The sequence below is a fragment of the Shewanella psychromarinicola genome (assembly GCF_003855155.1).
GTDB classification, from domain to species: domain Bacteria; phylum Pseudomonadota; class Gammaproteobacteria; order Enterobacterales; family Shewanellaceae; genus Shewanella; species Shewanella psychromarinicola.
This window is the reverse complement of sequence record NZ_CP034073.1, coordinates 967,245-980,415: the sequence shown is the minus strand read 5'-3', so window position 1 is coordinate 980,415 and position 13,171 is coordinate 967,245. Positions and strand designations below refer to the sequence as shown.

Sequence of the window (13,171 nt, the reverse complement as noted above, 5' to 3'; positions counted from 1 at the left end):
GTTACCTGCCCAATTTATTATCCTCAGTTGAATTTCCGTCGTCATTTTTCTGTACTTCAGAGTACAACCAGTTAAAAAGTTGAGCAAAAAAATAATAAAGCGCTGTCATTAGGGCGGCATAAATACCGATATCAACAATACCCGGTAAGTCCGATAAACCAGTGAAGCTATCTTCCAAAGAATATTTCAGAAAACTGGCTACTGCACTGGAGCAAATTAGCGTTAAGTAAAGAGATAGTGTGCTGGTCGTATTCCATTTACTCATTAGCGTCCTTTATTTCATATTGGCTAATTCTCAAAGGGATCGGTGAGGAAAACGATTGAGATTATTTATCCTGCTTTTTTAAATCTGCAATGTAAAGCGTTGCATGCCCTAAGCATACTCGTTGAGTTAAAATTTGAGGTGGTGCGGCGGTGACTTATGGAAAGTGAAGGGGAAACGGCAGCGCGGTCATGGATGGCAAATAGCGAATCACACAAGAATTAACCCATATTGCTTTATTTTCTATAAATGCCATGATTTCAAACATAAAAAAAGAGGTGCTTTGCACCTCTTAATCGTGTTATTCCATATTCATTCACAGCAGATAAATGTCTGGTTATGAATGACGTCTTGGTAACATATTACGCCAGCTTTAAATCGTACTGGTTGCGGTACATCACCATGTCTTCAATGGTCAGTACTGGCATATTGTGCTTACGGCCAAAAGCGACAATTTCAGGTGCTTTAGCCATGGTGCCATCTTCGTTGGTCAGTTCACATAACACCCCGGCAGGCATTAATCCGGCCATTTGCATTAAGTCGACTGTACCTTCGGTATGGCCGCGGCGAGTCATTACGCCGCCAGCGCGAGCGCGTAATGGGAACACATGTCCTGGATGGGCTAAGTCAGATGCTTTGGCATTGCGGTTTGCCGCGGTTTTAATGGTGGTCACGCGGTCTTGAGCCGATACACCCGTGGTGACACCAAGCTTTGCTTCAATGGAGATGGTAAATGCGGTTTGATTGGCGCTGTTGTTATTAATAACCATCGGTGGCAATTCAAGCTTGTTAGCGTGAGCGTCAGTTAAGCATAAACACACAATGCCGCTGCATTCGCGGATCATTAACGCCATTTGAGGTGTGGTTAAATGTTCGACTGAATAAATAACGTCGCCTTCATTTTCGCGGTCTTCATCGTCTAGAAGCAATACGCCTCGACCTTCTCTTAGTGCAGCTAATGCGTTTTCGACACGCATGATTGGTTCGCCAAATTCGGCAAGTAGTGATAACTGATTCATGGTTGTACTCCTAAAATGACCAGAATCAGGGCTTATAAAGAGGGATATAAATCCAAAACAAATTGCACCTAAAAGCCGAGGCTTATGATGTATCTTTATTCTCTCTCATCCGGACTATAACCGTCGGCTCTGGACTGTTAGGCATGACTAATTTAAGAGTAATGGCCTAAGTAACCAGATCTGCTGACCTCGACGAATCGAGCGCTCGCGGGCTCACTTTTTCAAGTATACCGCCGGTGGGGAATCGCACCCCGCCCTGAGAATTAAAAACAATAAGTGTGCGTTAAGGGATGGGAGCTCAAAGTGTTGCTCACCAAAGTACGCGTCGCTATGGTAATCAGTTCAGATTAAGATGAAAAGGGGGATCGGTCGCATTAATGTAATAAAGCGTTGCTAATAACTGTTTTATGAGAATAGAACAATACTATTGCTCAATCATGTTAAGTGCTGCATGGGAGTATTATTAGTCTAATCAGGTGGACAAGCTTGCTCACTGGTATGACCTTTGTTAGCCTGTTGCGCTTACATTAGGAGTAAACTGTTCATGAACCTGTATTTTCGTTTTATTTGGTTGTTTTTATGGCGAATAGGTCATTGTAAAAAAATAGGTTTTATAGATTCTAGCCGGATTAATTATCGTGTTTTGCCGTTAGATTGCGACATCAATTTGCATTTAACTAACTCTCGCTATCCTGCTTTTTTTGATTTAGCACGAACCTATTTGATTGCCGAAATAGGTTTGATGAAGCCGTTTATAAAAAATAAATGGTTTCCCATCGTCAATGCCGCAGAGTTTACTTATATCCGCGATATCAAACCGTTTGAAAAGTTTACCATCGAAACTAAAATTGTCGGTTGGGACGAAAAGTACTTTTATATTGAGCATCGCATACTCACCGACCGTGGCCTGCATTGCATTGCCCATGTACGTGGAGTGTTTATGTGTCGAGGCAAGCAAGTCCCCATTGAAACCTTAATTACCGCAGCAGGCTACACCAATGATGCGCCTGAAATGCCAGCAGAAGTGATTAAATGGAAACAGTTTTTACAGCTTAAAAAACAACGTAATATTTAATCGCCGAGAATTGAAATACACTTCAAAGTAAACTGGATTATAGGTAGTCACGTATCAGTGACCGGTGTTGACGTGAATGAATATTGGCGTGTAATGCATTTTGGCGTGTAATAAATACGGTAGTGAGGATGAAGTGTGGCGACATTAGAAAAGTTCAACGATATGTGGGTGCGCGCTTGCGAACGAAAAGGCGGCCCAGAAGCGGTAAAGTCATTATTACCACACACTTTAACGGCCGATGATATTGGCGATTATTCAGATGCCACTCTATTGTCTGCTCTCAGCAAACAAGTGTTTCAAAGTGGCTTTGTGTGGCGAGTGGTGGTCAATAAATGGCCCGCTTACGAAAAAGCCTTTTTTGACTTTGAACCGATGAAGGTGCTAATGCTATCACCTGATCAAATTCAACAACGCGCTAGCGATCCTGCATTGATTAGGCACCAAAAGAAAACTCAAGCGATTGTTGATAACGCTTATATGGTACAAGCCATCAGTGCTGAATACGGAAGTTTTGCAGCGTTTATCGCCCAGTGGCCAACTGATGATATTACCGGTTTATGGCGAACACTCAAAAAGCGCGGCACCCGTTTAGGCGGCAATACTGGGCCTTATTTTCTGCGTACCATGGGCAAAGATACTTTTTTACTCACCCAAGATGTACAGGCGTATTTAACTGGCCATAACGTGGTTGATGCAGGTTTTACATCGCAAACCGCGTTGCGCCAAACTCAAGCGGCGTTTAATCAATGGCAACAAGAGTCAGGATTGAGCTTAGCGCATATCAGTCGGGTTATTTCGTTAGGCGTGGGCGATAATCGAGTTTAATGGGGTATTTTATGTCGTTATACTTGATAGCGACATAAAAACATTTTAGCGATTTCAGTCGCAATGTCATCTTTTTGCTGATCGTTTAATGGCGATTCAACTCTAAATATTAATGGCCAAAAACATTGGCCTTTAATCAAGCTTTGTACTTCTGTTTGGGCTTGTTCAACATTGGTCACCGTTAAGCGTCCATCCAGCGTTGCCGCTTTTATCCAACGTAAAATAGCCGTTTCTTCTTTGATGATTTTTTGCAATTCTTGCTGCATCTCAGTGGTATAAAAGAGATGGCCAATCACCATTCGCGACACTTCAATGTGCTCTTCTGATTGAATGTAGTCCATATCAAAACGCACCAGCTGCTGCAGTTGTTCAGCCAAAGGTTGATGTGAGTTATACACGACAGATGGCTGCGATAACGCTTGTTGCCATAAGTCTGTCATCAAGGTCATCACTAAGGCTTCTTTGGTGGCAAAGTGGTTATACACTGTTCGCTTCGACACACTAGCCACTTCGGCTAATTTATCCATGCTGGTTGCTGCAACCCCTAATTCTTTAAAGGTTGTTCTGGCGGCTTCAATAATCGCGGCGCGTTTTATTTGGCTGCATGTTTGCTTTTCTGGTTTCATTGGTTTCATCTAAGCCATCTTATTGTAATATTTTACACTGAGCAGTTTACTTTTTAGCAATTCATTATTAAACTACACCGTGTAGTTTACTTTTGGAAGCGATAGATGAAAATATTAATCAGTCTTTTATTAGTGCTTGGTGTATTGATTGCTATTATTTGGCTCAGTAAATGTTGGTCTACATCTCGTGGACATAAAACGCAAATTTTCAGCAATACCGAAAAAGTCTACCAAGCCGGTTTTAGCAGTTTATGGCCTATCGCCAAAGCGTATTGGTCGGCAACGCGCCAAGCGCCCATTCCCCAAGATGCGATTCCATTAGCCGAATTAACCCCAGAGATATTGGCGCAATCGACAGAAGATGCCGTATATCGTTTAGGCCATTCAACGTTATTAATGCGTATCGATGGCGAATACTTGCTGATTGACCCGGTGTTTAGCGAGCGAGCATCTCCAGTGCAATGGGCTGGACCAAAGCGTTTCCATCAATCACCCATTAGTATTGCCGATTTACCGGCGATTAAAACCGTTATTATTAGCCACGATCATTATGATCATCTTGATAAGGCCGCGATTGAACAATTGGCGACTAAAGTGCAGCATTTTGTTACCCCACTTAACGTGGGTGAGTACTTAACGGCTTGGGGAATCGATCCTATTCAAGTGACCGAACTGGAATGGTGGCAGTCGGTTGAATTAAATGGGCTGACCATTACCGCCACCCCGGCACAGCATTTTTCTGGCCGTGGCCTACTTGATCGCAATCAAACCCTATGGGCAAGTTGGGTGATCCAAGGGCTACAGCACAAAGTATTTTTCAGCGGTGACAGTGGCTATTTTAATGGATTCAAACAAATTGGTGAGCGTTATGGACCGTTTGACCTCAGCATGATTGAAACCGGTGCCTATAATGAATTGTGGAGTGAGATCCATATGTTGCCAGAACAAAGCTTACAAGCACATCTTGATGTTCGCGCAAAGGCGATGATGCCAGTACACAATGGCACCTTTGATTTAGCCCTGCATGATTGGTTTGAACCTTTTGAACGCATTAGTCAATTGGCTAAACACAATGACGTTACTTTGCTGATCCCTAAGTTTGGGCAGGCGGTGATGTTGGCAAATCCACACGCTGACGAGTTGTGGTGGCGTACTATTATGCTTGAGCCACAAAAGGCGGATGAAGTAAATAAGCTTGTCATGAATAACAACTAAGTTAATCTATTAACAGTGCATATCGATAAGCATTGTTAAACGACAAATTAATTTTACCAAGATGTTATCTAATGGTGTATTTCATGAATCAATAGGTCGAGTTTGTTTGATTACCCGCCCTACGTTTACAATAAATCAACATTTAGTGATAGAGAACGTAAGCTTATTATTTATTTACAATTTATTCGCATGAGCTGAGTTGTTTGGTTTTTACACCTATGCGATAAAGTACACAGAAAATTTAACAGTTTAATATTAGCTACTTTCAAATGGGCTGCTCAACATTGAGGGTGACATATTGAAAATATATTGGAGTAGGAGCACTCATGCACAAAGCATTGAAAGTCGCCGCAGTTATTTCTGCAGCATTATGGATTACCGCTTGTGGTCAAGGGGATGAAAATGCCCAATCACAACAACCGCGGCCCCCTACACCTGTTGGCGTGATGACCGTTGAAGCGATTTCGCAATCGATTCAAGTTGAACTACCCGGGCGCAGTCGAGCATTTTTAGAAGCCGAAGTGCGTCCACAAGTCTCTGGTATTATAACCAAACGAGCTTTTACAGAAGGGACCGAAGTTGAGCAAGGTCAATCACTGTATCAAATTGATTCAGCCACTTATAGTGCAGCTCTTGTCAGTGCAGAAGCTGCTCTTGCGAGTGCAAATGCAGGGTTAGTCTCAGCAAAAGCGAAAGCCGCGCGTTATGCCGAGTTAGTGAAAACCAATGCCATTAGTAAGCAAGACTTTGATGAAGCAGAAGCGGCATATAAAGAAGCGCAAGCTTCAGTAACGGTTGCTAAAGCCGCCATTAATACAGCGACAATTAACCTTGAATATACTGAAGTGAAAGCGCCTATTTCAGGTCGTATTGGTAAATCAGCTGTGACCGCTGGCGCGTTAGTTACCGCCAATCAAAGTGCCACGCTAGCGACTATTCAACAGCTTGACCCGATTAATGTCGATATCGTTCAGTCGAGCGCACAACTACTGCGTTTAAAAGCGAACTTACGTTCTGGTGAGTTACTGAAAAGTAACAATGCCGAAGTGACCTTGGTGCTTGAAGACGGCAGGACCTACGAACAAGAGGGCATACTTCAATTTGCTGAAGTCAATGTTAATGAAACTACCGGTTCGGTAACCTTACGTGCAGAGTTCCCTAACCCTGACGGCATATTGTTACCTGGAATGTTTGTTCGTGCGCTATTAAATGCTGGCCAAGATCCACAAGCGATTTTAGTGCCGCAACGTGCGATTACGCGTAATTCCAAAGGTGAAGCCGTCGCAATGATTGTCAATCAAGACAACAATGTCGAAATGCGTGTAGTAAAAACAGCCGAAGTGATTGACCATCAATGGCGTATTGTTGATGGCTTATCTGCTGGTGATAAATTAATTGTTGAAGGATTACAAAAAATCCGCCCTGGTGTACCGGTTTCACCACAGGTTTTAACGGCTGACCAACCACAGAAATAGGGAATAATTATGGCTCGCTTTTTTATTGATCGCCCTATCTTTGCATGGGTGATTGCATTATTGATTATGCTCGCGGGTGTACTAGCCATTAGAGGCTTGCCCATTGCACAGTATCCGAGCATTGCACCACCAACTGTGGTGATCAGTGCTTTCTATCCTGGAGCTTCGGCTAAAACCATGGAAGACACAGTTACTCAGGTGATTGAGCAGCGCATGACGGGACTTGATCACTTACGCTATATCTCTTCAACCAGTGACAGTTTTGGTAATACCAAGATTACGTTAACATTCAACGCTGAGGCCGATCCTGATATTGCTCAAGTGCAAGTTCAGAATAAGCTGCAAGCGGCTACCCCCTTGTTACCTACTGAAGTTCAGCAACAAGGTGTACAAGTTAACAAGTCCAGTTCGGGCTTTTTAATGGTACTCGGTTTTGTGTCTGCTGATGGTTCAATGGGCAAAAGCGATATTTCTGATTATGTTGCTGCCAATGTTCAAGATCCAATGAGTCGTGTACCTGGGGTTGGTGAGATCACCCTTTTTGGTGCGCAATATGCTATGCGTATTTGGTTAGACCCGCTTAAGTTAACCCAATACAAATTAACCAGTATTGATGTTATTGCAGCGGTACGTGAGCAAAACGCACAAATATCAGCAGGTCAATTAGGTGGTGCTCCCTCGGTTGCAGGTCAAGAACTTAACGCGACCGTATCAGCGCAGAGTCGATTACAAACCCCAGAGCAATTTAAGCAAATTATTGTTAAATCTGACTCATCAGGTGCCAATGTTTATTTAGGCGATGTCGCCAGAGTCGAATTAGGCGCAGAAAGCTACGCGGTTGACTCATACTATAATGGTAAGCCTGCCTCAGGTTTAGCGTTTAAGTTAGCCACGGGTGCGAATGCGTTAGATACGGCGGAAGGTATTAAGACTAAAGTCAATGAGATGAAAGAGTTTTTCCCTCAAGGGCTTGAAGTTGTTTATCCCTATGACACCACGCCATTCATAGAGCAATCCATTGAAGGGGTTGTAGAGACACTGATAGAAGCCATTGTGTTGGTGTTCTTGATTATGTATCTGTTCTTGCAAAATTTTAGAGCCACACTTATTCCAACTATTGCTGTTCCGGTGGTGCTGTTAGGAACGTTTGCTGTGTTATCTGCATCAGGTTTTACCATCAATACCTTAACCATGTTTGCCATGGTCTTGGCCATTGGTTTGCTGGTGGATGACGCGATTGTGGTGGTTGAGAACGTTGAGCGGATCATGTCTGAAGAGGGCTTAAGCCCGCTTGAAGCCACCCGCAAGTCAATGGACCAAATCACCAGTGCCTTAGTCGGGATCGGTTTGACCTTGTCGGCGGTGTTTGTCCCAATGGCCTTTATGTCTGGTTCCACTGGAGTTATTTATCGTCAGTTCTCGATCACTATTGTATCGGCGATGGCCTTATCGGTATTTGTGGCGATTGTGCTGACACCGGCATTATGCGCCACCATGCTAAAGCCGATTAAAAAAGGCCATACCTATGCCGATACAGGTTTCTTCGGTTGGTTTAATAGCAAGTTTGATGCAATGACATCGCGTTATGAATCGAGTGTGGGCAGTATTCTTAAACGCTCTTTTCGAGTCATGTTGATTTACGTTGGTTTGGTTATCGCTGTGGGTTGGATTTTCTTACGCATGCCAACCGCATTCTTACCTGATGAAGACCAAGGCATCTTGTTCACTCAAGCAATTTTGCCAACCAATTCAACTCAAGAAAGCACGGTTAAGGTCTTAAAAGAGGTCTCTGATTATTACCTTACTGAAGAAAAAGACATTGTAAATTCAGTGTTTACCGTTGCAGGCTTTAGTTTTGCCGGTTCTGGGCAAAATATGGGTCTTGCGTTTGTGGGCTTAAAAGATTGGTCTACACGTGAGGCGCCGGGTGAAGATGTGAAATCGTTGGCGGGTCGAGCCATGGGCCGTTTTTCGCAAATCAAAGAGGCGTTAGTATTTGCCTTTGTGCCACCATCAGTGATTGAACTGGGTACTGCAAATGGTTTTGACGTCTATCTGAAAGACTTAAACGGTCAAGGGCATAGCAAGTTAATTGAGGCGCGTAATCAATTATTAGGCATGGCCTCACAAAACGCTAACCTTGTTGGGGTGCGTCCAAATGGTCAAGAAGATGCGCCGATATACAAAATTAATGTCGATCACGCTAAATTGCGTGCGTTAGACATTGATATCAACAGCGTCAACAGTGTCTTAGGAACGGCATGGGGTGGGTCATATGTAAATGACTTTATTGACCGTGGCCGAGTGAAAAAAGTTTATGTTCAAGGTGAGGCTAAATACCGTATGCAGCCTGGCGACTTAGACTCTTGGTATGTGCGTAACAACCTTGGCGAAATGGTACCGTTTTCGGCATTTGCATCAGGTACTTGGGAGTTCGGTTCGCCGCAATTACAACGCTTTAACGGTGTACCTGCAATTAATATTCAGGGCTCAACAGTACCAGGCTATAGTACCGGTGCTGCAATGGATGCGTTAGAAGAGATGGCCAAGAAACTACCGCCTGGTTATGGCTTAGAGTGGAATGGCTTATCGTACGAAGAACGTCTATCGGGTAACCAAGCACCGAGCTTATATGCTTTGTCGGTGTTAATCGTGTTCTTGGTACTCGCGGCGCTGTATGAAAGCTGGTCGGTACCATTGTCAGTTATTTTAGTGGTTCCCGTTGGGGTTATCGGTGCGCTATTGGCAATGAGTGCTCGCGGTTTACCTAATGACGTGTTTTTCCAAGTCGGCTTGTTAACTACGGTGGGCCTAGCGACTAAAAACGCCATCTTAATTGTCGAGTTTGCTAAGGAATACTACGAAAAAGGGTCGGGATTAATCGAGGCCACCTTGCATGCGGTGCGAGTGCGTTTACGTCCAATTCTGATGACTTCATTAGCATTTGGTCTAGGTGTACTGCCATTAGCCATTAGTTCTGGAGTGGGTTCTGGTAGTCAAAATGCCATTGGTACTGCGGTATTAGGCGGTATGATATCATCGACATTCTTAGGTATTTTCTTTGTGCCGCTATTCTTTGTGGTGGTTGAGCGCCTTTTCAGTAAGCGTGAAAAGCCCACTGCAGAAGAAGATGAGAAAGTCGATAACGATAGAAAAGATATTTAATTTTTTAAATCGTTAAGTTTAAAAGCCCAGTTCTGCTGGGCTTTTTTGTGTCTATTGTGTAGATGTCGGTATCGTCATTAATAAATTGCTTAAAGGGTGTTAAGTCAGCATTATTTAACGATATTCTTATTATTATTCGATAGAAAACTGTAAGAGTGTTTAAAAAACGCCCTTATCAACATTGATTTAGGTGGTTGATAAGGCTAAACATTAAAAAATCAACTGTAGAATATTTGACCGTGCCAGTGCGGATACTTGTGTTATAGTTAAGATCTTAATCAAAACAGTTTATTAACATCTACAGGCACAGGGTTTAGACTTTAGTGGTTGTTTTTTCGCTAAGGTTGCGCCGATAAAGATGAACTTTTGATTAAATTATGATTATGATAGCTAATAACAAGAATAAAGGATGTCATCATGCAGGCGCTGTTACTTAGCCTTACTTTAGCCACTATTTTGGCCTATCTTTGGTATGCCAGTTTACTTAAAAAACGCACTTCAGCCATTGAAGCACTGAAAGTGATCGACTCAAGAATTGATATGCGATTGACGCTGTTTACTGAGCTGTGTCAGGCCAGACCGTCTTACCATCCCTTAACGGATGATCAGCAAGCCCAATTACAGCAACTAAAACAACTGCAACCTCAGCATGATTGGGGACAACCCATTGAAGCGTCAAACGTGACGGGCGGCTCTTTGTCAGTATCGATTGCTGCTTGGCAACAAATTGATCAAGGTTTAGAGGCGTTATTAGCTACGGTGAATAAAGACAAGTTGAGTGAAGACAAGCTTGCCGAATATTTACAATTAGAACTCGATTTTGTTCACGCAGAAGATTTTTATCGTAAAGCTGTCGATGAGTTGAACAGTGGTGTTAAAATTTTCCCAGGTGCTGCTGTGGCTAAATTGGCTCGTATCGCGCCGATGCCGATATTTGATCAAGTGCATGATTAGCCCAATGATATGGCGTAATCAGCAGACGCTATTGGGTATCGGTATGCTGTTGTCTTGTGCTTGTGTACAAGTGCATGTACAAGCCAAACAAGTGGTTCATCCTGCCGTAGAAGAGGTTGTAAAACCGCAAATCAACGCTACGTTTATTCCTGAGCAAACCACAGTAAAAAAACAGTTATCGTTACAACCATCTCAACGTACTACTACTGAAAATCTCATCGCGCCGACTCTCGAAGTGAATAATGTGATGAATCAAGGTAAAACTACATCGGTGAATGATCAGCCTGCGAATGATCAATGGTTATTGGACGCCGGCTTTGTCGGCGAAACACCGCAACAACGCACCCTGACCAATGATTATCCGTTAACGCAACCGAGCGGGGTTCCAAGTAAGCCTAGGGTGAAGGCCCTTTACTCCGAAAATGGTATTGTCAGTGATTTTGGCGTTGAAAAACGTAAAGTATATCAATACAAGCAAACCAACGGCGTGATGGTATTTAGTGATCAGCAACCATCACATCAAGACTTCCAAGTTTTACTGTATGAATGCTTTGCGTGTCGAGTCGATTCGGTTATCGACTGGTATAAGATCCCACTATTTACCTCACCTTTTACTACCGACGTTGCGTTGGCTGCGCGCCAATATCAGTTAGACCCGGCATTAATCCGCGCCGTTATCCATGCAGAGTCGGCATTTAAAATGCGAGCGCTATCAAAAGCTGGCGCCAAAGGCCTGATGCAATTAATGCCAGGGACTGCCAAGGACATGGGGGTGGATGATCCTTTTAATGCGCAACAAAATATTCGCGGTGGTAGCCGTTATCTTGCCCAGTTATTAAGTCAGTTTGACGGCGACATCGACTTAGCTTGTGCGGCATACAATGCCGGTCCGACTACTGTGATGCAATACAGCGGTATACCGCCCTATCCTGAAACACAAGCTTATGTGATGCGGGTAAAAATCTTATTAAAACGTTACCAAAAAGCATTATCCAGTTAATTTAAGGTATTTATTGATGAATCAACTAATTGAAAACGTTCAACCTAAGCGCGTTAAAATGAGTCGTACTAACGGTTATTGTATGGCCAGTATTACTGGGCTATTGGTATTAGGGGCTGCGGCGTTACCCGCATTTGCTGCAGACAAATCATCGCTAGTCGCCCCATCACAAGAAGATATGCGTTTATACGACATTGCTAGCGCACCACAAGCCAAACGAATTGAACAAGATCTTCGCACTTTAGTCAGTTTTGGTACCCGCCATACCTTGTCAGATACTGCATCGGACAAACAAGGTATTGGCGCGGCAAGGCGTTGGATTGAAGCAGAATTTAAGCGGATATCAACAGAGTGCGGCGGTTGTTTAGAGGTTATTACTGTGGGTGACACAGTTCAAGGCAAGCGAATCGCGAACCCAACGGAAGTGGTTAACGTTATCGCCATTCAACGCGGTAAAACCGACCCTAAGCGCGTAGTGATGATGAGCGGTGACATTGATTCGCGTGTCAGTGATGTATTGGATGCGACGTCGGTTTCTCCTGGAGCAAACGATAATGCATCGGGTGTTGCTGGAGCGCTAGAAGCTGCCAGAGTATTGTCAAAATATCAATTTAACGGCACGATTGTGTATGCGGCGTTGTCGGGCGAAGAGCAAGGCTTGTATGGCGGTAATATTTTAGCTGACTATGCCAAAGCGCAAAATTGGCAAGTGCAAGCAGTATTAAACAACGACATGATTGGCAATATCTCTGGCATTAATGGGGTGATTAATAATAGTAGTGTACGGGTGTTTTCTGAAGGGGTACGTTTTACCGAAACCGCAGAAGAAGCCAAACAGCGTTATTTTAGCGGCGGCGAGAATGATTCCGCGTCACGTAATCTAGCCCGTAAAATTAAGTCATTAGCTGACCAATACATGACTAATTTGGAGGTGATGCTAGTGTATCGCCTCGACCGCTTTGGCCGTGGTGGTCATCATTTACCGTTTAATCAGGCCGGTTTACCTGCCGTTCGTATCATGGAAACCAACGAGAACTATAATCGCCAACATCAAGATATTCGTGTTGAAAACGGCATTGCGTATGGTGATGTGATTGACGGGGTAGATTTTGATTTTACTGCTAAGCTCACCACATTAAATGCCCTTAGTTTAGCCTCAATGGCGTGGGCGCCCGCGCCGCCAACCAAGGTTACCATTGCAGGGCAAGTGTCACCGAGCACTACGTTAAGCTGGGCAAAGAGTGACGATAAAACCATTGTCGGCTATCGCATTTATTGGCGATTAACGACAGTGCCACAATGGACTCATAGTCGCTATGTCGGCAAAGTGGATCAGTTCACCTTAGATAATATGGTTATCGACAACTATCTATTTGGCGTCGCGAGTGTCGCTGCCAATGGTAATGTCAGCCCCGTGGTATTTCCAGGCGCTGCAGGGGCATTTTTTAAATAAAAACCCGTAATGTATATTAAAGATAATCATCAAAAATGCCCAAACAGTTGCTGCTGTTTGGGCATTTTTATATATCAGTACTCATTAATAAAACCGTACAGC

10 protein-coding genes, 1 pseudogene and 1 riboswitch are annotated in these 13,171 nt (G+C 43.6%); of the genes and pseudogenes, 8 read left to right on the top strand and 3 right to left on the bottom strand.

Annotated features, from left to right (window positions below; genetic code table 11):
• Position 1: 1 nt before the first annotated feature.
• Both EGC80_RS04115 and ribB read right to left on the bottom strand, forming a co-directional pair.
• Positions 2-265, bottom strand: a complete 264-nt coding sequence (locus tag EGC80_RS04115; RefSeq protein ID WP_124012821.1) for a hypothetical protein — start codon at positions 263-265, stop codon at positions 2-4.
• 359 nt (positions 266-624) lie between these two features.
• Positions 625-1,281: a 3,4-dihydroxy-2-butanone-4-phosphate synthase gene (gene ribB, locus EGC80_RS04110; protein ID WP_124012820.1), complete on the bottom strand. Its 657-nt coding sequence runs from the start codon at positions 1,279-1,281 to the stop codon at positions 625-627.
• A gap of 93 nt (positions 1,282-1,374) precedes the next feature.
• A riboswitch (FMN riboswitch) is annotated at positions 1,375-1,549 on the bottom strand.
• 276 nt (positions 1,550-1,825) lie between these two features.
• On the opposite strand from ribB, the gene EGC80_RS04105 reads away from it, so the two are divergent.
• A complete protein-coding gene (locus EGC80_RS04105; RefSeq protein WP_124012819.1) occupies positions 1,826-2,356 on the top strand; it encodes a thioesterase family protein in 531 nt (176 codons plus the stop codon).
• 135 nt (positions 2,357-2,491) lie between these two features.
• A complete protein-coding gene (locus EGC80_RS04100) occupies positions 2,492-3,181 on the top strand; it encodes a DNA-3-methyladenine glycosylase I (RefSeq protein WP_124012818.1) in 690 nt (229 codons plus the stop codon).
• Between the two features lie 17 nt (positions 3,182-3,198).
• Here the strand turns inward: EGC80_RS04100 and EGC80_RS04095 are convergent, their stop codons facing one another.
• Entirely contained in the window at positions 3,199-3,816 is a 618-nt protein-coding gene (locus EGC80_RS04095; RefSeq protein WP_101033302.1) for a TetR/AcrR family transcriptional regulator, read from the bottom strand.
• 96 nt (positions 3,817-3,912) lie between these two features.
• On the opposite strand from EGC80_RS04095, the gene EGC80_RS04090 reads away from it, so the two are divergent.
• From EGC80_RS04090 to EGC80_RS04065, 6 genes and pseudogenes are all read left to right on the top strand, one after another.
• Positions 3,913-5,022, top strand: coding sequence for an MBL fold metallo-hydrolase (locus tag EGC80_RS04090; protein WP_124012817.1), 1,110 nt, complete (start codon positions 3,913-3,915; stop codon positions 5,020-5,022).
• Positions 5,023-5,348: 326 nt separating this feature from the next.
• Complete coding sequence (locus EGC80_RS04085; RefSeq protein ID WP_124012816.1) at positions 5,349-6,497, top strand: efflux RND transporter periplasmic adaptor subunit; 1,149 nt, start codon at positions 5,349-5,351, stop codon at positions 6,495-6,497.
• 9 nt (positions 6,498-6,506) lie between these two features.
• Positions 6,507-9,662, top strand: coding sequence for an efflux RND transporter permease subunit (locus tag EGC80_RS04080; RefSeq protein WP_124012815.1), 3,156 nt, complete (start codon positions 6,507-6,509; stop codon positions 9,660-9,662).
• A gap of 417 nt (positions 9,663-10,079) precedes the next feature.
• Positions 10,080-10,616 carry a hypothetical protein gene (locus EGC80_RS04075; RefSeq protein WP_101033298.1) on the top strand — a complete coding sequence of 179 codons (537 nt, stop codon included), beginning with the start codon at positions 10,080-10,082 and terminating at the stop codon, positions 10,614-10,616.
• A gap of 370 nt (positions 10,617-10,986) precedes the next feature.
• Positions 10,987-11,616, top strand: a pseudogene (locus tag EGC80_RS22815) (lytic transglycosylase domain-containing protein); the annotation flags it as partial.
• Positions 11,617-11,698: 82 nt separating this feature from the next.
• Positions 11,699-13,069 carry a M28 family peptidase gene (locus tag EGC80_RS04065; RefSeq protein ID WP_372491461.1) on the top strand — a complete coding sequence of 457 codons (1,371 nt, stop codon included), beginning with the start codon at positions 11,699-11,701 and terminating at the stop codon, positions 13,067-13,069.
• Positions 13,070-13,171 lie beyond the last annotated feature (102 nt).